This is a genomic window from Chryseobacterium sp. Leaf201 (assembly GCF_001421435.1).
Classification (GTDB): Bacteria; Bacteroidota; Bacteroidia; order Flavobacteriales; family Weeksellaceae; genus Chryseobacterium.
In genome coordinates, this window is the sequence record NZ_LMKA01000107.1 from 1 (window position 1) to 20341 (window position 20341).

The 20341-nt window shown below is 36.2% G+C and carries 15 protein-coding genes; 4 read left to right on the plus strand and 11 right to left on the minus strand.

Annotated elements, in window-relative coordinates; translation table 11 throughout:
• Positions 1-124 precede the first annotated feature (124 nt).
• Together ASE55_RS16230 and ASE55_RS16235 are read right to left on the minus strand one after the other, a co-directional pair.
• Positions 125-1483 carry an NtaA/DmoA family FMN-dependent monooxygenase gene (locus ASE55_RS16230; protein WP_238585074.1) on the minus strand — a complete coding sequence of 453 codons (1359 nt, stop codon included), beginning with the start codon at positions 1481-1483 and terminating at the stop codon, positions 125-127.
• A gap of 19 nt (positions 1484-1502) precedes the next feature.
• Positions 1503-2249: an NADPH-dependent F420 reductase gene (locus tag ASE55_RS16235; RefSeq protein ID WP_056222052.1), complete on the minus strand. Its 747-nt coding sequence runs from the start codon at positions 2247-2249 to the stop codon at positions 1503-1505.
• Between the two features lie 109 nt (positions 2250-2358).
• Here ASE55_RS16235 and ASE55_RS16240 point away from each other — a divergent pair, with 109 nt between their 5' ends.
• On the plus strand, positions 2359-2709 hold the full coding sequence (locus tag ASE55_RS16240; protein WP_056222054.1) for a winged helix-turn-helix transcriptional regulator: 351 nt from the start codon (positions 2359-2361) through the stop codon (positions 2707-2709).
• A gap of 426 nt (positions 2710-3135) precedes the next feature.
• Here ASE55_RS16240 and ASE55_RS16245 read toward each other — a convergent pair whose 3' ends face one another.
• From ASE55_RS16245 to ASE55_RS16260, 4 genes are all read right to left on the minus strand, one after another.
• On the minus strand, positions 3136-4251 hold the full coding sequence (locus ASE55_RS16245) for an NAD(P)/FAD-dependent oxidoreductase (RefSeq protein ID WP_056222056.1): 1116 nt from the start codon (positions 4249-4251) through the stop codon (positions 3136-3138).
• Entirely contained in the window at positions 4248-6188 is a 1941-nt protein-coding gene (locus tag ASE55_RS16250) for a LodA/GoxA family CTQ-dependent oxidase (RefSeq protein ID WP_056222057.1), read from the minus strand. The genes ASE55_RS16245 and ASE55_RS16250 overlap by 4 nt, the downstream gene beginning before the upstream one ends.
• A gap of 718 nt (positions 6189-6906) precedes the next feature.
• On the minus strand, positions 6907-7803 hold the full coding sequence (locus ASE55_RS16255) for a helix-turn-helix domain-containing protein (RefSeq protein WP_056222059.1): 897 nt from the start codon (positions 7801-7803) through the stop codon (positions 6907-6909).
• A 56-nt stretch (positions 7804-7859) separates the two neighbouring features.
• A complete protein-coding gene (locus ASE55_RS16260) occupies positions 7860-8681 on the minus strand; it encodes an SDR family NAD(P)-dependent oxidoreductase (protein ID WP_056222061.1) in 822 nt (273 codons plus the stop codon).
• 274 nt (positions 8682-8955) lie between these two features.
• Here ASE55_RS16260 and ASE55_RS16265 point away from each other — a divergent pair, with 274 nt between their 5' ends.
• The 3 genes from ASE55_RS16265 to ASE55_RS16275 all read left to right on the plus strand — a co-directional run bounded on the left by ASE55_RS16265 (position 8956) and on the right by ASE55_RS16275 (position 10469).
• Positions 8956-9174: a hypothetical protein gene (locus tag ASE55_RS16265; RefSeq protein WP_056222064.1), complete on the plus strand. Its 219-nt coding sequence runs from the start codon at positions 8956-8958 to the stop codon at positions 9172-9174.
• A 150-nt stretch (positions 9175-9324) separates the two neighbouring features.
• Complete coding sequence (locus ASE55_RS16270) at positions 9325-9852, plus strand: hypothetical protein (protein ID WP_056222066.1); 528 nt, start codon at positions 9325-9327, stop codon at positions 9850-9852.
• A 2-nt stretch (positions 9853-9854) separates the two neighbouring features.
• On the plus strand, positions 9855-10469 hold the full coding sequence (locus ASE55_RS16275; protein ID WP_056222069.1) for a TlpA family protein disulfide reductase: 615 nt from the start codon (positions 9855-9857) through the stop codon (positions 10467-10469).
• 567 nt (positions 10470-11036) lie between these two features.
• On the opposite strand, the gene ASE55_RS16280 is transcribed toward ASE55_RS16275, so the two are convergent.
• The 5 genes from ASE55_RS16280 to ASE55_RS20360 form a co-directional block, all read right to left on the minus strand.
• A complete protein-coding gene (locus ASE55_RS16280) occupies positions 11037-11948 on the minus strand; it encodes an HNH endonuclease (protein ID WP_056222073.1) in 912 nt (303 codons plus the stop codon).
• A complete protein-coding gene (locus tag ASE55_RS16285) occupies positions 11929-13692 on the minus strand; it encodes an AAA family ATPase (protein ID WP_056222076.1) in 1764 nt (587 codons plus the stop codon). Before ASE55_RS16285 ends, ASE55_RS16280 begins: the two co-directional genes overlap by 20 nt.
• A 219-nt stretch (positions 13693-13911) precedes the next feature.
• A complete protein-coding gene (locus ASE55_RS16290; RefSeq protein ID WP_056222078.1) occupies positions 13912-17088 on the minus strand; it encodes a type I restriction endonuclease subunit R in 3177 nt (1058 codons plus the stop codon).
• Positions 17055-19220 (minus strand): DUF262 domain-containing protein, encoded by a 2166-nt coding sequence (locus tag ASE55_RS16295; protein ID WP_056222080.1) that lies wholly within the window; start codon positions 19218-19220, stop codon positions 17055-17057. The genes ASE55_RS16290 and ASE55_RS16295 overlap by 34 nt, the downstream gene beginning before the upstream one ends.
• The coding region (locus ASE55_RS20360) for a hypothetical protein (RefSeq protein ID WP_056222082.1) at positions 19220-20341 on the minus strand (1122 nt) is incomplete at its 5' end. The genes ASE55_RS20360 and ASE55_RS16295, both read right to left, overlap by 1 nt.

Here is a 20341-nt window from a genome sequence, read left to right on the forward strand (position 1 = left end):
TTTTATAATATAATTAAATTCTGAACAGCTATTAACAACTGATTGTTAATAGTTGTAGATTATATACAGATTTTTTATTTTGTATATTCTGTTGATTTCGTATTCTTTTCCGGTAATTTATTGATTAAACCCGGGGATCAATTCCATATTGATCAGGGGCACCAAGATGCTCCCGTAAAGTTCTGCCTTTATAATCCTGGTGAAAAAGTCCGCGCTCTTGTAAAACAGGGACTACTTCATCCACAAAAGCATCAATTCCGTCTGAATTGACATCCGGTGAAATCCAAAATCCATCTGCTGCACCAGCTTCAAACCATTCCTGCATATGATCTGCCGCTTCAAGACCGGGACCAACAATTACAGGGTGATAATCAATCACTCCATGGGCAAGGATATCGCGAATACTCCAGCCTTCTTCTGCGATTTTTAATGCATGAGCAGAGCGTGGGTCGTACTGAGAGGGTCGCGCATTTGCTAACCATGTTTTTGAAATCGGCTCGTCCGGACGGGAAGTATCCAGCGGAATACCTAACATCTGCTGCAGGTAACGGGTTCTTTGCAGAAGCGAATCTCCACCCAGCTGAATGCGGCGGTCAAGTGCGGTACGCCTGTCTTTTGCAATGGTCGTCATCAGTCCGGGAATATATTTGATTTCATCCGGATCACGGCCGAAACTTTTTGCCGCTGCCCTGAAAGCATTACGCTGTGCGCGGGCATCTTCAATGGTAAATGCTGCACCAATAACCACATTGGCAAAACGTCCTGCCAACTCATGTGCATTGGGACTGCCGCCTGCGTGAAAAATAATAGGTTGGCCCTGCTCTGACGGCGGGATGTAAAGCGGACCTCTGGATCCAACAAATTTGCCCTGTAAATTAACAGGAAGAATCTGGTCTTTATTTGCAAATTGCCCGCTTTCCTGATTATGAATCCATGCCTCTCTTCCCCAACTCCCCCAAAGTGACTGGATAAGTTGAATAGCCTCGTGGGCACGATCATAACGGTCTTTGCCCGACGGTATTGTTGTGCCATAATTAGCGGCAACATCATTGCCGCTTGAAGTAATGGCATTCCACCCTGCTCTGCCGTGGCTCATGATATCCAAAGCCTTGAACTGCCTTGCCAGGTTAAAGGGTTCATTAAAAGTGGTAGATCCTGTAGCCACCAATCCAATGTATTGCGTTTCCCTGGCCACCGCTGCAAGGGTCATCATTACATCGAGATTAAAAGCCGGCGCCTCCGTTGCAATATCTGTAATTACAGCACCAGGGCCATCTGGCAAAAATATAAACTGGAATTTACCCCGTTCTGCAGCCTGAGCCTGTTTTACACGTGCATCAAAACTGGTATAGCTTTCGGCGTCCACTCCAGGCATGCGCCAGGCACCCGGCTGTGAGCCATATCCGTTCCCCAGATGCAGACCGATGAGCATTTGTCTATTGCCGGCAGAACGGTTATCCATATTTTCCTCTAATGACCTCATATTTCCCGGGTTATTAAAACTAAATATACAAGGCACGGCTTAAACGTACTCCAAAATCGGCATCCGGATTTGCTTTAGGATCGTTGAGGCGCTCCATGATTGCTGCAACAGCCAAATCTCTCCTTGCCGGCAAGCGTTCTTTCTCTGCTTTACCGATAAGGGACTGAATTTCATTCAAAGTCAGGTCTGTACAATAAACAGGAGCTCCAGGCTGCTGTCTCCAGGAGTCTGCTAATGAACCTGTGTAAAAGGCATCAAATCCGGTATCTTCGATCAGCTGCTTGGTAATAATTCGATCCTTATCGCGATCCGCTGCAAAAGGAATGGCGATGCGGTCCAAGGCTACTGAAGGCTTTCCGTTTTTTTCCAGGGATTGTGATCCGATGGCATTCCAGGCCTTGGCAATGGTTCGTCCTAACTGTTCCGTTACCCATATGCTCTCTGCTGATCCCGCTTCTATACGATCGATCTTCAGGTCTCTGGCGGGATAATAATTAGAAGTATCTATCACCGTAACTTCTTCCGGTACAGATGCTAAAACCGGTGCAATATCCGGTATCCGGTTTAATGGAACAGACAAAATGATGACTTCCTTATTATGTACGGCTTCTTTCGCGGTTACTGCTTTCGCACTTGTAGCCAATACAGCTTTATCAATGTTTTCCGGACCACTGGAATTAGCCACCACCACATTGTGTCCTGCTGCTGCTAGTTTTAAAGCCAGTGTTTTCCCGATATGGCCTACGCCGATAATTCCTATTTCCATACTATTTCAAAATTTATCTGATGATTGTTATGCAAAATTATATTAAAAATGCTTTACTTTGTATAGTAGTTTCCTAAAGGAAATTGCATTCTTATAAAAATGATTTAATATGGCTGCAAAAAAACCTTATCTGTCTTGCTTAGACAGCGTTAAACCGGTTCGTGATGCCTTAGATGTAATTAATGGAAAATGGAAATTACCCATTATCATTTCTGTTGGTGTAGGCAATGAACGGTTTACCGATATTCAGGACAGCATCCCCGGCATTACACCAAAGGCAATGGCAAAAGATTTAAAAGAACTGGAACAGCATAAATTAATAGAGCGGATTGTTACCAATGATTATCCTGTAAAAATCACTTACAGATGGACGCCATATGCACATACCTTAACACCCATTATTGATGCACTAAAAGACTGGGGAATAAAACATAAAAAAGAAATTCTTAAAACAAGCTAGCGCGTTTTTGTAAAGTTTTATACCAACTGAGATGGCAACCGCTTCCCATACACAGAATAAAACTCTTTCATAATCAATATTTACTGAATAAATGAGACAAATACGGGATCGCATCACACAAATCCAAATTAACCTCATCAAAGCTGTGTTTATTAAATATCAAATATCATATACACAACAAAACTGAAATTCGTTGAAACTCAGAATCGGAATATTCTGTGCTTTTAATCTTAACGGTTTCAGCTTTACATAGGTGAAATGCCTGTTAAAAGGCAGCACATTGATCGGCAATCATATCCAAGAATTTTCTGCCTCAAAATCAATAGCTTTCAGGCTTCTTTGTGAAACCTGAAAACCGAGATTTATCAGCCGTTAAAATTACACGACTACCTGTTTTGATAAACCAGAAGCTGAATCCCTCCTGTTTTATTCTGTAAGAATACTACTTTCAGTAACTGCGGGTCTTTGCTCTTCATGTCTTCTTACCCAATAAGGATGGTCTGCCCAGCGGGTTTCCTTACGGTAGAGGTCTGCACGCTGCTCTTCATACAAACGGAAAGCGAGCCGGATTTTCTGATCATAATAATTTCCGGCTGTGGAAATGCCCGCCAGTTCATCTTTTGCAGCAAGTCCCGCATCAATGCCGCTGCGCAGCGCAAAAGCGATACCATGGGACGACAATGGATCAAACGCACAGGCTGCATCGCCTGCCGCCAGCCAGCCTTCGCCTACATAAGATTCCAGATGATGGCTTCCTGCTGAAGTATATTGAGGAGGGAATACATCGCTGTAACGGGTTACCGGTACCCGGTGCTTTACAAAGCGTGTCTGCATGCTCTTTCTGTTCCAATACAAGGGATCTGACCAATCTGCCCGGTCATGGAGATCAGGATCTGTAAAAAAGATACGGACTGCCTTTCCTCCTCCACCCTCCGAAACATACCACCAGCCGTCGGGAACTGCCTCGATAAGGCTTTGCTGACTGCTTAACGGATTAGAAGAAGCCAGAAGGCTGACCACCGCGATCTGATTATCCGCGCGGATGCGTTTTATACCCAGCTGCCTGCTCAGACAGCTGTTCCTGCCACTGGCATCGATTATTTTTTCAGCGTGGATGTATGAATAACCTTCCGTGTATTTCCAGCAACCCCCTTCCCTTTCTATGCTGAAAGCACGGTTTGTTTCAATGAACTTAACTCCGGCCGCTAATGCTTTCTGGAGCATCATAGACTGAAAAGCTGTACGATTTACATACCAGCCCTCCCCGAAAGATGACTGGATAAAATCATAGAAGAACAAACGGTCATCACCCCAGCAGGAAGCATTGCCATAGCAGGATGGGTGCTCTGCAGCTAAAAAGTCATTCCACAAGTCAAGTTCCATAAGTGAGTGCCGGGCGGAAGCAGCGAGGCTTTCTCCCGCCCGGATAACCTCCACGGCGGGCCGGTGCACCACCGCTACAGATGCACCGTGCTGCCGTAAAGTGATTGCTGAGGCCAGGCCGGCGGGGCCATTCCCTATAATCAGCACGTCCGTTATCATCCTCTCTTTCTTTTTTCAGCACGATCTACCATCCACAGGTAACCTGAATCATCCGATGGCTGTTCCTGTGCTGGGGCAGCTATCAGCATCTCTTCGGCAGCAACCTGCTCTTCTCCTATTGTCCGTCCGTTCTCTACCCACATCTTATCAGGGAAATTAGGATCACCGGTGCCCTCTTTCTGGATAAGTATTCCCACATCAGGCCATTGCGTGATAAAATTATTGATGCCTTTGGTAGAAGGACTTACCCTTACCGGAGGATAACCGTACTGATACACAACACCGCGCAACCACTTAACCCGGTTGCTGAAGGCTGCATTCTTTTCTTTCAGGCTCGCATTTTCGTTCATCATCACCTCGTAATCAGCTTCAGTAAGCACATCGTTTGGTACCCGTACCGGCCAGAAGGTTGGTACATACTGGCCCATAATGTCTTTATACCCGCTTAAGCAGCTGGAAGTATCTGTCTGCCAGGGCACTGCCATCCATTTAGTGATATCTCCCGCAGCCGAGCCATCCAGAGGCCCGCCGGTCTCCAGTGCGATCTGTGAATTAAGTACCGGTCCATAGGTCAGTGGATCATCAAGCCGGCGCCTGATCCGGAAAGGTGCTGAATATAATATCGTCTGCCGCATCGGCCAGGTAAATTCGCATCCCGGATGGAAAGGTCCTCCGATGGTCTCATCAAGTGATGTACGGTCCAGATGGGCAGCCTGTTCTGCCGGAGCAATGTCCTCCCATCTCCTGGTTCCCGGCCTGGTCCCTATCGTAAAATTGCCGTTTGCCCATTGCTGCAGGTATTCATACTGAAAAGGCATCACGGCCATGAAATTACGAGGATCGGTATCGCTGCTTTTGAAGCTCTGCAGCCCATCACCATAAACAGGCGGGAAAAGCTCTGCCTGCATGGTTAAATAATCAGGATTCCGGAACTGGCGAAAAATAGCCTGTCGCAGCTCAAAATACTGATCAGAATCATTTGAAAGCTTTGCCACCATTTCAGGAGTAGACAGATTACCCGGGCTTCCCCATCCATTCTGCTTAAAGATACCGGCATTTACCCAGCCGTTGAGCGGCATGCGCTCCAGCATCGGATAGATATGCTCCCAAAATTCCGGAATTGCCGGCAGTACGGATTGCCCCATGTCTGCAGCTGTTTGTGCCAGAAGGTCATAACCCGTTACAAATGCCTGGATCCCCGGCGAATAATCCGGCGGTGCAGTCAGTACCCATGCACCGGTAGCTTCGAATACCTCTCCCGTTTTAAGCTTGATTTTTGCATCAACCGGACCGTCTGAAGTATCGTCATGCCATGTGTCGTTATTGGCAAAGGTAACTGCAGGCTCATTGTCGTAGGATGCAGACAGACCGTAACCGCCCAGGAAAAGCAGGCAGCCGTTACCATCCGTGCGCAGCTCACCCAGGTAAACCGGTTTATCGTTACCATCCGGGGAATAAAAAGTACCGTTGTCAAACGCAAAGTCCGGGTCATTGCCCTCGGTGTTGGTATTAACTCCGGAGATCGCCACCGTGCCTCCATCAATCACAAGCCTTGACCGGTCGGTATTATTGATCTTTTTATTGCGCAGTTCACTTTCTACCGGCGGGTATCCGGAGAAAACCCCTGTAGCCTGGGGTATATCCAGGGCAAGATCGAAATTGTACCAGGCTGCCTTTTTATTGGCCACATGTACGGTCCAGGTGATGTCGCCATCTGCTGCAGTAAGTTCCCGGATAATGTTTCCGTGCTCATCTGCACCATAAAGACGGAACCGTGCCGCCTGACGTTTAATACGCCCCTCGCTGTCCCGGAAATTGCCGGGATCAGTGATCGGTTCGTTAATAAGATCCGGCAGAAGGAAATATTCCTTCGGGCTGTTACCTACCCGGGCAACTCCTATGGCCGGATGGATGATTACTTGTTTGATTTCAGACATGGTATAAATGTTTTTGGTTAATGGAATTTTATTTCATATTTAATTTTACCGAACGAAGCCGCATATAAGCATCTCAGAAGCTATAAATCTGGAATATTCTCACTTGCGGAATACATTTCCTAATTGGTGACAAAAGAAAAATCTGCTGTGCAAAAAGCTGAAATGTATTAGCTATATTCAAAAGATTGACTTTTGGAAATAGGTATTAAATATCTGTCTTTTGTTGTTGTATTCTTTATTTGTTAAAGGGGTATCAGACAATATTTCAGGCATATTGTCCTGGGGAAGGTATTGCTTTAATATCTCTGTGATATTGAACAGCGTTGCTTTCATGAAATGGTGGTTTTGTGGTGATTAGTTTTAATGGTTTACAATATTGGCATACGGAATAAAGATGTATAGCCAGTCGTACTGCAAATCTGTATTTATTCCGGATTATTTAACCTGAATTCCTTTCACGGGAAACTGGAAATTGATATGAATGGATAAAGGGCGTATCTTTTAAGCAGGAAATTTCAGGAAATCCTTTAAGAATCCCAATAGTCAGGGAGTGTGTTATTTTGAGCATGGTTTTAGATTTTGAAGTTTAAAAATACTGATTTTTTAAATATGGAACTAAAAAATGTACATTTTAAATTATACATCAATCCAAATATTATTCTGAAGGCTGCGAAAGCGGATTCAGGTCTTTGTCATTTACATTTATGCAGGAGAATCCCTAATTGAGAATACTTTCCCTGAATTTTACAGGGGTCATCCCCACTTCTTTTCTGAATAAACGTGAAAAATAGGTAGTATTTTCAAACCCTAGCAGATGTGAAATTTCAGAGATATTCAATTCTCCTTCTGCCAGTAAATTTTTTGCCTCACTGATTAAATAAAGATGAATCAGTTCAAGCGCCGTCTTCCCGGTTTCTTCCTTCAGGAGATCGGTTAGATAGCGAGAAGAAATATTTAGTTTTTCTGCCATTGAAGCAACCGTAGGCAATCCGGTTTCCTTTATTTTTCGTTCCTCAAAGTTAGCGGCAAGCAGCGTGTTAAACTTAGTCAGCATATATCCCGTCAATTCTTTACGGTTGATAAACTGTCTTTTATAAAAGCGCTGTGTATATTTCAGTAAGGAATTCAGATGACTTACAATGATAGCTTTGCTCAGTTCGTCCGTATTATTATTGTATTCTTTCTCTATGCTGAAATACAGATTCCAGATGACATCTTCTTCTGCCGGAGAAAGATGCAATGCTTCATTGACTTCATAGTCGAAATAACTGTACTGCTTAATTTCATTGTACAGTGCTGTCCCGGCTAAAAAATCTTCATGGATTAGAATTAGAAATCCTTTCTCCTCCAGTTCAACATTTTTAAAGGCGACTTTCTGCTGCGGCTTCACAAAAGACATTGAACCACGGTCGTGGTCATATTTTGTTTTTCCATACTGCATGCTGCCGGATTTCAATTTTTTGAATCCGATGATGTAAAACTCCGAAGTAAACTCGAATATACTATTGCCGCTGCAGGTATCCCTTTCGCCATGCATTACACTAAAAAGCGGATGCTCAGGGGGCCTCACACCAAGTGCTTCATGCAGTTCGCTTATTTTTTTCAAGTGATTCATTTCATCAAATAATTAAAACAAAATCCGGGGTCGCCGGATTCTGCTGATTTATCATTTTATTTTCCGTGGGCTGCCACTGATACGTTCTGCCATGATTCCCATGTTTTCAGCCGTTCTTCATAGGTGTTTTTAACCCAGGGATAAGCCGTTCTTCCTAATATCAGCCTTAATGGTGGCTTGTCCGTATCAACTAAAGCGAAGAGCGCATCAACTGTTGCAGCAGGATTACCGGCATCTTCATTATCCGCATATTCCCAGAATACTTTTCTCATCCTGTCATAGACCGGATTGGGCTCACTGGAAGCAAGAGATTCGGCACCGGAAAAATCAGTAGCATAACGTCCTGGTTCTAGTAGTGATACCTTGATTCCAAAATCACTGACCTCAGCAGCCAATGTCTCAGTAATCCCTTCAATTGCAAACTTTGTCGCACTGTACATCCCCATCAAGGTCACCGTATTTAAACCCAATGCACTAGACAGCTGAATGATGTGCCCTGATCCCTGCTGGCGCATAATAGGGACAACTGCCTGTATAGTCCACAGTGAACCGAGTACATTTGTCTCTAGCTGTAGCCGCACGTCCTGCTCGCTTAACTCTTCTACTGCTCCAATCTGTCCATAGCCTGCGTTATTGATTAATACATCGATACGTCCAAAGTGTGTTTTTGCAGCCTCAATTGCCTCAAAACTTCCAGTCCGGTCTATAACATCAAGTTTCAGAACCAAAAGATTTGACGGAAATTCCTGTTTCAGTTCTGATAAGGTTTCAGGATTACGAACAGCCGCAACAACATTATCACCCCGTCTTAAAAATGCTTCTGCCCAAATTCTTCCGAACCCACGGGATGCACCCGTTATAAAAATTGTTTTTGCCATGATATTATTTTAAATATTTGATAGGGGCAAAGTTCTTCCAATGGGTACTTCCGATGATGATACAAAAGTAGTTTATAATGAAACATTTTTACGAAGATTGTTCAGTATGCGGCTTTTCTAAATTTAAATGTTGGTTTATGCGCTCGAGAGGCTTTGCTTTACGGGCTGTTCGACAGACTTCCGGGCGGCCTTTTTATCAGATGCAGATTTTACTTTGATTATATCTTTTACATATTAAGTAACATATGCAATAAATAACTAATTTAGTAAAAAAATGAGTAAGATAATAAACACGAGTGACCGGCCGCAGCCTCTGACAGACTTGTTAAGTGTACCGCTGGCAGCTGTTACATCAGCTAATGGCGAAATGGCAAAAACACAGTTGGACTTTTTGTTAACAACCTGTTTCACCAAAAATGCCGGGGTTTATGAATCTAACAATATTGAACAAAGCAGCAGTAATACTTTTAATTGTTCTTATCTGACCCATTAATTATCTATGGAAAATTCAGCTTTATTTTGAAATTCAACTTTTATTTTATTGTGAGGTTCGTAAATAAGGTATATAACAAAAACTATAAAAAAACTTGTGCAGTTAAAATATTAATTCTATTTTTAGCGAGTTAAATAAAAAATTAAAACCATGAAAAAATTGATTTATGCAAGTTTCCTTGCTTTAACTTTCTTGTCTTGCAGCCAAGCGGACGAAACAAATACAAAAATATCGGAAGAGAGCGTTTCCAACACATTAAAATTGTCTGGAACAAATACACCTTCATTACATGAAAGAAGACAGCCAGGTGCTATCAATGTAGGCATTTTTGAAGTTACAATTCATAGAGCAAGTAGAGGCTGTACTAGCGGATTTGGATTTTGTAGTTTTGAATGGTTTCCTTCCCCAATTGAATGGCCGGGTCTTCCACCAATTGATAAAAATGGGCAAGAATTTGTTTGGGTTTATGAATATAACAGTGAATATGGATTTGAATTATATGCTACTGAACCTATTTCTAAAGAAGTTGACATTACTACATTAACTTTGACTGTAGATGCAGATGTAACAGCTGTAGGACCCATGAAAAAAGAATTTACAATTAGAAAAGGTCAGTATCTTTTTGATCCGACTATTGGTGCTTATGGTGGATATGATATTGTTTTAACAGCTAACTAACAATGTTAAAATTCTTTTTATTTTTAAGCATTGTTTCAGGGATTAATACTTTTTCTCAAAATATTACTTTGGCCGATACCATAAAATATAACTCTTTTCAAGATTTAGAAAAGAAAACATTTTATGGTACAGATTATAAAAACTTAAAATATTATATTCGAAGTAGCGAAAAGCCATATAAATTAATTTTTACTTTTACAGATTGGTGCAAGCCTTGCAGAGAAAAACATCCTTCTATTTTGGAAATTGAAAAAAAGTTTAAGAATAAATTAGATGTTATATTTGTTACGGATATGTATACTCAGGGTAATTTGGTAAATACATATCAATATCTTTCTGAAATTAATAATAATGCTTCTATTTTTACTATTATAGATGACAAAAAGTTTGAAGTAAAAAAGGGAAAGTATAAATATTTTTTATTTGATAATAAGAAAAATAAACGAGTACAAGTAAATAGATATGAATATACAATGAATTCATTGATACCTAGCTTGGATGATTACGGCTATTCCTTAGTTGTTTTATTTGATGAAAATGATAAAGTGATTTATGCATCTACTTATTATGAAACGAAAGATGAAGTTTTAAAAAAGTTAAATGCTTTTTTAAATTAGAATTTTAAAATTATAAGAGCCTTTCTAAAATGAAAGGCTCTTTCATTGATAAAGCAGTTTATTTAAGTAATAAGATGAAACAAAACTTTTACTGACTTCCAATAAATATAGTAAAGCATTTATATTTTGGGAATGGTAAAATTTATTTATGATACAGAAAAAGAAATCAAAGAAAAGCTAATTTATTTCCCGATACAGTATCTATAGAAGTGTTTATTAATGGTGGTTTATACAATATAAGGTGTACAAAAGTGGTACACAATTAAGATGCTGCAACATCTTTTTTTTCTACTTTTCCGCACGAATCTCGCCACAATAAACACTTGTAAACCAATACTTTACAATATTTGACGATAAATTTAAAAATACATTTGTACTACTTTTGTACACCTCCAACCTTATAAATTACTGTAAATTAGATAATTAACATTTCCCGAATGCCACAGTAATAATTGATACATTTCGCCTGTACACCTCAAATTTTAGGTATTTTTAGAACAATAATAAAACTAGAATTCCCACAATTATAGCTCAAATTACACCATAATTTTTAAAAAAAAATTACATTTATTTAACTTGTTGGAAAGCATCTCGTAATTCATCTTTATATATGGGTATCCTAGAAACAACACAACTTTCAAAATTTGCGATAATATATCTACCCCAAAGACAGTACTCATTTGTAACATTATCTAATTCTAAAACTTTAGTACACTCTGCTTCTAGCCAAACTTTAAAACCATCATAATTAATTCTACTCATTTCTCTTGCTGCGCAGGCTAGGTCGATATTCTTAATAATATCATTTAATTTTGTCTGACGGGCTGCTAGCAAAGAATCTCTACACAATTTCAAGATCTCCACTGTCTTTTCTCCTTTTTCACCAACACCATATATTTGTCCTACGTTATTAAAAGTTAAATAAGGAGTTGGATCCTCATACTCCGGATTTATTAATAGTGGTTCTTCATCTAATAAAGGAGATTGATTAGCAATACAATGTGCTCTGTCAAATGAAAGTGGCGGATTTCTTATTGGGTTTATTGCTCTGGTTCTGTTGTTGAAATCAAGTAGAGGAAATCTGTTGCCTTTTGCATTTTTACCATTACAACTTGGACAAGATAACAAAAGGTTACTCCACTCCAAACCCAACCAATAATATCCCGAATGGGATAAACTATTATTATCAATTTCATCGACTTTAGCCTTTGGTCTAAAATGTTCAACCTGTAAAGTTGCTACATGATCAACATATGATTCACAATAATAGCATTTTGGTTTATCATGCTGATCAAGATTATCTTTATGCACAGAAAATGCCTTAAGCTTATTAACTACAATTTCATCTTTATAATAATTAGTATTGTACTTATTACCATCCGTTGCTGCAACTGCACGCTCAATTTGTCTATATGTTCCTGGTCTTGTCAAAGGTTCGGGAACATCATTGTAATCTTTTTTAGTTATCCGAATCATCATCTATTCCTAATTGTATTGTACGTTCCGTTATTTTTCTATTCAAAATTTTATAAAATGCGGCTTCTTGATAATTGTTCTCTGTTACTAAATTCTCATTTGGATGATGTTGTACATTAATTATGGAATCGAAGCCAAAAATAGGTGAACTTAAAATTGTGTTAGGTAATAAATTTGAAATATCTATATCTAATATTGTCGCTTTAATATTGTTATTCTGATCTCTTTCAACCGTAATAAATACGCTCTCTTCGGGTGCACCAATAAAAGGTATTGGACTATGGGAAGAAACAATAAATTGAATATTAGGAAATGTTCTTGAGAGGTTTACTACTAGATCTTTTTGTGCTTTAGGATGAAGGTGTACATCAATTTCATCTATAATAACAATTCCTCGTAATTCTGCCGGATCAAGAATATCGGATTGTTGATTGAAAAGACGGATCAGAATATCACCAAGCATTGCAATAGTACTTTTTGTACCACTGGATAATTTTTCCCAGACTAAAGAATATTCTTGATTCTGATCATTAGTAAAAATGTACTTTGTAATTTTTTTATTATTTTCAATGGTAAATCTGATATCAACTAAATTACTAACAACATCAATGATTAAAGACTTAATATAATATTCTCTTTTTTGAAAAAGATTCTTTTCCCGCTTTGATCCAGACCTCCAAAATTCAAATTGTTTATCAATACTTAATAGTGGAGTTCCTACCTTAAATAAAGATTTGAAAGACTCCTCTTTATTTAATTCTTTTTTAAATTTAGCCTTATTCATTTTATCTACCACCATGTCAAGCCTATATGGACCATACATTGCCAATCCTTGAATGTATGGTTTTCTTTTACCTTTTACTTCACCATTTCCAATTCTATTGTATTCTTGTAATTTATTTTTATAAATGAAGTTCGCAATAACTTTAAAATTAGGATTTTCTTCAAGTTCATTTTTTGACAACATTCTATTTCCCAATGTTGTTGCCATTGCTCGTAAAAGGTTCGTTTTACCAGATCCATTTTCACCTGTTAAAAATATCCACTGATTTTTTTTGTTTTTTATTTCAATCGATAAGTCATTTATTAATCCATAATCTCTTATATTAACTGAAAATAATTTCCAAGGCTTATCCTCTTTGATAAGAAATTCATCTTCATTATCAATCTCTTGCTTGCGTTTTCTATACTGCCTAATTTTATTATGTCTTTTTAGAAATTCTTCCGAACTTATAAATGAAATTTCATTTTCACTTGATTCCATCGTTGCAAAAAAATCAGAATTACTCCTAATAATGTCATCAATATTTTCTTTATCTGTGTGTAGAAAAAAATCAAAAACAGACTTGTAATCGTTCATATCATATAGGCGATTACTATATTCAGAAAAACCACCATCATATGTGATGACATATTTTCTACCAATTTTTTCTAAATTTAGTGTTCTTTCTAAAAAATATCTTTCAATAAATTCTTTTTTAAGAATAGAATCTGAAACATTAATTTCCAACGTACATTTCCCCTTGCTATCAATTATGAAACATATATTCGGAGTTCTATTTTTCCAATCCATCCCTTCCCAAAATGATATTGCTAAATAGTTTTCATTTCCGTAAAACCAATATCCTTCTTCCAATCTATTTGCATGATTACTTTTTCTAAAAGTAAATTTTAGTTCAGAATTTCTTTTCCTTTGTTCAAGCAGATATAAATATAATTCTTCGTGTACTTCTACGAGATCCAACATATTATTCTTATTTAATAATTTTATAAAACACTAATCAAACCCGAACTTTCAGCCATCCTCCCCAGAATTAATTGCTGGCAATGATCATACTTCATATTAAATATCTTCAATGTACTGTAATTCTTTAATCCGATTCAAGTTAGTTGCACCATTGCCTTTTTACAACTCAAAAAAAATTTTGTAGAAAGCAACTACGACGGAATTTTTAATACCGCTCCCTTAAGTAAATGAATAAGAATATACATGCTGATAAACCGCGATACTTTTCAAACTCACTTCCTCATCAGTATATTTTTGCTCTGGTAACCATAATAACTGATCATAAATAGCAGTTTTTACTCCAGCCTTTAATTCGCGGCTTTCTTTCCAATTCGGAATGTTCAGTTTTTCTTTTTGAAGGGTTTCTAAAGTTTTTTGAGCTACATTTCTCACTTCTTCTCTTTCCGATTTAGTTAAATCTTTATTTTGAATAAGCAAATCAAAAATTGATAAGGTTGGTTGATCTAAATTTTCAGTGTATGCTCTTCTTTGTTCTTGTGATAACGTTGCTACAAACGCAGTTAATTTATCAAAACTCTGCTTCAATTCTGCTTCACTTTTACCATTATTATAGGCTTCTACAATTTCTTGATACCGCTCATAAAAATCCAAACGCAAAGGGTTTTCTTTTAGCATCTGTTCTAATTTCTGTTCAACCGCTTTATTTAAATCATACACCAATTCGTTTTTGCGTTGAACTTTTTCAAAAGCTTTTCTTAATTCCTCAAAATTTAATTTTGATAAATCAATTTCGATATTTTTTGGTTCAGCCGTAGTGTTGTCAATTACTATAGAATTGTCAACTATACTTTGTAATTTGGAGATAATTTCCGTTACATCCGCAGATTTAATTTTCTGGTTAAGCTTATTGTAAATGGCATCAATCGCATTGTATTGTTTGGTAAATTTCTTTGCTTGTTTTTCGGGAAATAAGGCTTTGTATTTACGAAATACATTGCGTGCTGCAATTTCGAATTTCGCGCGGGTTTCATCGTTCCTACAAACTGCATTTGCTCCGTTGTTTACAGCAGCAATTTTACCCATTGGAACAGCATCAATTAATGTCAGTATATCAAATTCTAAATCTTTTAACATTAACACCACTTCATCGATTGCTTCTTTGATTTCGGTTGCCATTGAATCTAACTGCTCAAAAGGCTTTTTATCATCTTTCCCGTTTCCTGCGCCTGCTCCCTTAGAACCTTCACCATAAACGGAATACGCCTTTTCTAATTGCTGATAAACATTACCATAATCTACAATCAAACCGTTTTCCTTTTCATCATCATAAACCCTGTTGGCACGAGCGATGGTTTGCATCAAAGTATGACCTTTGATAGGTTTGTCTAAATAAACAGTGGAAACTGAGGGAGCATCAAAACCTGTAATCCACATTGCACACACAATCGCCAGACGAAACGGATGATCTTCATCTTTGAATTCCTTTTCTAGATTACGCTCTACCATTCTTCTGCGATGTGGCTCTATATCTAAGTTCATTTTCCTGAACTTATCCATTTCATTTTGCTCTGAACTTATCACCACGCAAACTTCTGTGGAGGAAACCAAATTGTATTTTCTACGCAGTTCCTGTTCTTCCTGTATATCTTTTGATTTCTTAATTTGATTTTGTATGTCAATTAAATATTCCGGCAAATATTCCATTACATAATCATACATACGCACTGCAGTTGGTTTGTCTAAAGCTACAAATATTGCTTTACCCTGATAACCTCGTTCATTGAAATGCCAAACCAAATCTTTTGCAATAGCACGCAAACGATGTTCTGAAGTTAGGATTGGATATTCCTTTTTAAACAGATAAGCCAGTTTCTTTTTTTGATCTTCGTCTAAGTCTTCTTCCTCCAGAATTTCAGCCATTTGCTCATCTAACGCAGGATTTTCAATATTCAAGAGTTCGCCACGGTTGATGTATTTTAGCGGCAATGTTGCCTCATCTTCAATCGCTCTCTTGAAATCATAGACTGAAACATATTCACCAAAAATATTCTTGGTTACCTCTTCTTCATCTTTGATGATTGGTGTTCCTGTGAATCCTAAATAAGAAGCGTTGGGTAAACCAAAGAAACGCATATTTCTGGCATATTTCCCACCTTGAGTACGGTGTGCTTCGTCGGAAATAACGATGATGTTTTTTCTGTCGGTAATTAAAGGATATTCTGTTTCCAGATTAGGATCGATGGAAAATTTATGAATTAAAGAAAATACATATCTGTGATTTTCACTCAATAATTCGCGCAAATGTTCTCGTCCTGAAATGCCTTTCTTTTTTCCTGCAATTACATTTTTATTCTTCACCATTCCTACTCCCGAAAAAGTATCATACGCCTGATTTTCTAATTCTGTTCGATCTACCACTATCAGAAAAGTATAGGAGCCACCGAATTTACGATGAATCTTTTCACACAGAAAAACCATAGAATAGGTTTTACCCGAACCTTGCGTATGCCAATAAACACCTAACTTTCCTTCAAGATCTTCTATATTATCAACATTATCTAAAACTCTGTTGACACCGATAAATTGATGGTTTTTAGCCATCAGCTTTACAATATTTCCGTTGCTTTCGTCAAACAGCAAAAAGTTTTCAAAAATATCCATTAAGTTGTGATGCGAACAAACACCACGAAGCATTGTATCTAAACTGACAATCCCTTCTGCATCCTCTGTAATTCTTTTCCAGTCTAAAAAATATTTATACGGACTTGTCACCGTTCCTACTTTGGCATCAGTACCGTTGGATAGAATGACAAATGCATTGTGATAAAATAGATGTTGAATAGTGTCTTTGTAATCTTTCAAATTATCATCATACGCCGATCTCAAATCATTGGCGTGTGCTTTCAGTTCAAAAAATACCAAGGGAATTCCATTTACAAATCCAATCACATCAGGTCTGCGGTTGTGCAATTCGCCTGTGATTTCCAATTGTCTTACCGCCAGAAAATCATTGTTAGCATAATCTTGATAATCAAAAATTCTCAAGGTTTTCTTTATCGTTTTGCCTTCGTCATTGGTAAAAGCAACCTCAACACCATTTTTCAGCAACAGATATTTGGCTTTGTTTTCTTGTGCAATGGTTTTACCAGCTTCTCGCTGTACAATTTTTTCAACAGCACGCGTGTAAGCTAACTCAGGCAATTTTGGATTGTACTTTTGCAATGCTTTTCGCAAAGGTCTTTCTAAAACAACTTCGGTTTTATTATCTCGTCCCAACAAACCATTTTCCCCAAAAGTCTCATTTTGCCAAGCTGTAATTACAGTCCAGCCCAATTCTTTGAGAACGTCTTCGGTTGCTTGTTCTATGAGTTGATCTTCTGAGTATTCGTAGGACATAGGTTATTTCTTAAATGTTTCTTATGTATTTTCAAGATTTGGTTTCGCATATGATATTTTGCTTTTGAATAATTCCAAATTCCTTTTTGAACACCATCTAATTCTTTATCAACTAAATTAAAAATTAAAGATGATTTTAGTGAGTCTATATATTGATTATTTAATTTAAGCTTATATTTCGTTTTCTTATCATCAACATCTGCCTTACCATATTCTGAATTTTCACTTACTGATAATAAAACCAAATTACCAAAATAATCTTTCAATATGGGATTATCAATTTTTTCAAAATCTTTTTTATCAATTTTGGTTTCAAATCCAGATTTGCTTTGCGGAAAGATATGCTCTATTGATGTTTTAAATGTTATTTTATAATTTTTCCATAAGTGAAATTCATCAGACGAAACATCATATTCGAAGTCCTCTTTATATTTCCACAACAAATACTCGGTCTTATAAAACCAGTATCTAAAAAAATTAGTACCATTTAAACTTTTTAAATTTGACCTTACATATTTATAATCTCCAGCATTGACTTTAAAATCATTTGTGAAATCTTTAAAACTTAAAGTGGACATATCTAACGAATTATTTTGACAATAAAAAAAGTTGTCTAAATTCTCTGTAAAAAACACAGCATTTTTTATGGCATCATCATAAGACTCTGTTATTCCTAAAGTAATATATCTTTTGTACAAATAGTTTAAAAATGGTGTGATCCAATATTGTGTTTTTGATTCTTGCGTAATATATAAAACCGATTGAACTAAGGCCAATTGTTTATTCCCCTCAAGATATTCTCTTCGTACAGAGTAAGATTTATTGCTCTGATTGAAGTAACATTTATTTATCAATAAGCTTTCTGATTCTCCATCTTCAGTAGACCATTTAACAATAAATGTATCAAAGAGAAATCGTAAATCGAACATCAAATTAATAAATTCTTTAATTACTTTTGATTCTGAAAAAAGATTTTTTTCTATATCAAAATAGAGAAGCAAGTTTTTTGAATCAACAGGAATTAGTTTACTTATGCCTTTTTGTAAATAAAAAACTCTTAACGAATGAAGTAAGAATTGTGAAAAACTTACGATGCTTTTTACTGAATCTTGTTGTTTTTTTCCAATTTTAGATTCTTTAATTTCATTATCATTTGAATTATCTAAAATAGTTTGTAGAGAAATAGGTGGAATTGAATGTGTTGAAAATTCAGTAAATTGAAAATATTCTTTAGATAAAAAAGAATATTTGTCCATTCTCCAAACATCTTTTTTTATTACATCCTCCCAAGTAGCATTTGTTAAATTATAAACGCTTCTTTCCAAATATAAATTCATATTGCTTGCCGAATCCCATTTGTAGACTAGAGAGTCTATTTCATTTTTCAAATCATTATCTTTCTTTAATACTTTAAGAAACCTTGATTTTAAAATTTGATGGTTTACAAGCTGCTTTCCACCACTATTTAATGATTCAAATATTTGATTTAAATCATTATCCATTGGGACAGTTGTCTGAACCATTTGGAGTTTTTTAAAAATAAAATCTGAAAAGGCACATAAGTCGTTTTTGCTCCATTCGTTATTGACACTAACTTCTTTAATAAAATTAAATATATTAAGCAAACCGTTTACAATTGGTTCAAGTGAAGGATTATTCTGATTAAACGAAAGATTGGAATTATTTAAGAGATTAATTTTTATATTCAAAAGAGATTTAAAAAATTCATTAACTTCGTCACGTGATGTAAAATTTAGTCTTGGTTCATCATTGATAAAAGCAAATTCTGTTAGATTTTTTGAATATGATTTTAAAAGAATTGAAGTAAGCCAAAGCGTTGTGAAACGTTGCTGTCCATCTATAAGATCAATTTGGATATTATCTCCATTTTTGGTGTTAGCAAACATCATATTCCCAATATAATAAAAATCCTTTCCTGATATATATGCATCTGAAACATCCTCTATAAATAACTTTATTTCTTCTACATCCCAAACATATAATCTTTGGTAAAGAGGAATTTGAATATTAATTGGCGTATCAAAAAGTATTAATTGCTCCAATGTTAATTCATTTGAAGTAATATAATTTTTAGTGCTCAATAAAGTATCAATTTTTAATAATCCTTTCATTATTTAGCTTTTATATTATTCCAATTAATCTGAGAAAAACTTTCAATTGCCTCTTCGTTATTTACTTCGTGATATATGTTAAGCGCAAGTCTTATATAGCTTGGTCTAGATGTGTGTGAAGGATATTCTAAATTATCAATTGAGTATGTAACTACATCTTGCTTTATTCCCTTTTTTATTTTTAAAACTCTATTTTTTAATTTAAATTTTTTTAGCTCATCTATTAAAATTAAATGATCAATGTTAAGATAAATTAATTGTAAAATATTAATCTCATCTCGTAATAAAACAATCGGAGATTGTCGTCTTACACTCTGTAGTTTCACAAACTTATTTCCTAAAATTTGTTCTACTTCAAAAGCAAATTCATCTATTTGGTTGGTATCGAATTTAATATAATAACCTAATATACACATATAGTATAAATGCAAAAAATAATCACTATGTGTCGCTTTTACTAACTGATTAATTTTATGAAGCATTGGTATTTCACAATCAACGAATAGGATATTAAAATATTTATCTATTTGGTCCAATGAATAAAAAAAACCTAAGCCTCGTTGTACAGGGTGCAATGGATTAAAATCTATGATTACATCTTTATTATTATTTTGAACAGATGAATCAAATGAAATAATATCATCAGCTACTACAACTTCATTATTTTTCATATTCCTAATGCTTGGATATAGATGTAAATGCTTTGCAGACTTATTAACTTTTGTATTAATTTTAAAATAGCTCTCTATATCTTTTTCATTGTTTAATTTGAAATTACCTTTTATCCACTTATAGTGTGTTAACCAAAGTAAGTTCACAAAATGGTCAAATGAATATATTCTAGTATTTTTAAAACGATATCCATCAATTTTAGCATTTAATCTATCAAAAGATTTGGCAATATTTTTTTGTAATTGTTCTTCGGATTTGAACTCACGCAAATGGAAAGACTTTAAAATATTGATAGTGTCTAACTTTTTCCCTTTACTATTTAGAGAATCAAAAAATTGAAAAGCAGTATTTTCGTCATCTGTTATTACAACGTTTAATATAATTTTTTCAATTATTTGATTGTAAATATTTGATTGTATGAATCTAAATCGTGAAGATATTTGTTGACT

Excerpts from the sequence above, each read along its gene's own strand:
- ASE55_RS16230 (WP_238585074.1), bottom strand. The coding sequence starts at position 1,483 with ATGAGGTCATTAGAGGAAAATATGGATAACCGTTCTGCCGGCAATAGA.
- ASE55_RS16235 (WP_056222052.1), bottom strand. The coding sequence starts at position 2,249 with ATGGAAATAGGAATTATCGGCGTAGGCCATATCGGGAAAACACTGGCT.
- ASE55_RS16240 (WP_056222054.1), top strand. The coding sequence starts at position 2,359 with ATGGCTGCAAAAAAACCTTATCTGTCTTGCTTAGACAGCGTTAAACCG.
- ASE55_RS16245 (WP_056222056.1), bottom strand. The coding sequence starts at position 4,251 with ATGATAACGGACGTGCTGATTATAGGGAATGGCCCCGCCGGCCTGGCC.
- ASE55_RS16250 (WP_056222057.1), bottom strand. The coding sequence starts at position 6,188 with ATGTCTGAAATCAAACAAGTAATCATCCATCCGGCCATAGGAGTTGCC.
- ASE55_RS16255 (WP_056222059.1), bottom strand. The coding sequence starts at position 7,803 with ATGAATCACTTGAAAAAAATAAGCGAACTGCATGAAGCACTTGGTGTG.
- ASE55_RS16260 (WP_056222061.1), bottom strand. The coding sequence starts at position 8,681 with ATGGCAAAAACAATTTTTATAACGGGTGCATCCCGTGGGTTCGGAAGA.
- ASE55_RS16265 (WP_056222064.1), top strand. The coding sequence starts at position 8,956 with ATGAGTAAGATAATAAACACGAGTGACCGGCCGCAGCCTCTGACAGAC.
- ASE55_RS16270 (WP_056222066.1), top strand. The coding sequence starts at position 9,325 with ATGAAAAAATTGATTTATGCAAGTTTCCTTGCTTTAACTTTCTTGTCT.
- ASE55_RS16275 (WP_056222069.1), top strand. The coding sequence starts at position 9,855 with ATGTTAAAATTCTTTTTATTTTTAAGCATTGTTTCAGGGATTAATACT.
- ASE55_RS16280 (WP_056222073.1), bottom strand. The coding sequence starts at position 11,948 with ATGATGATTCGGATAACTAAAAAAGATTACAATGATGTTCCCGAACCT.
- ASE55_RS16285 (WP_056222076.1), bottom strand. The coding sequence starts at position 13,692 with ATGTTGGATCTCGTAGAAGTACACGAAGAATTATATTTATATCTGCTT.
- ASE55_RS16290 (WP_056222078.1), bottom strand. The coding sequence starts at position 17,088 with ATGTCCTACGAATACTCAGAAGATCAACTCATAGAACAAGCAACCGAA.
- ASE55_RS16295 (WP_056222080.1), bottom strand. The coding sequence starts at position 19,220 with ATGAAAGGATTATTAAAAATTGATACTTTATTGAGCACTAAAAATTAT.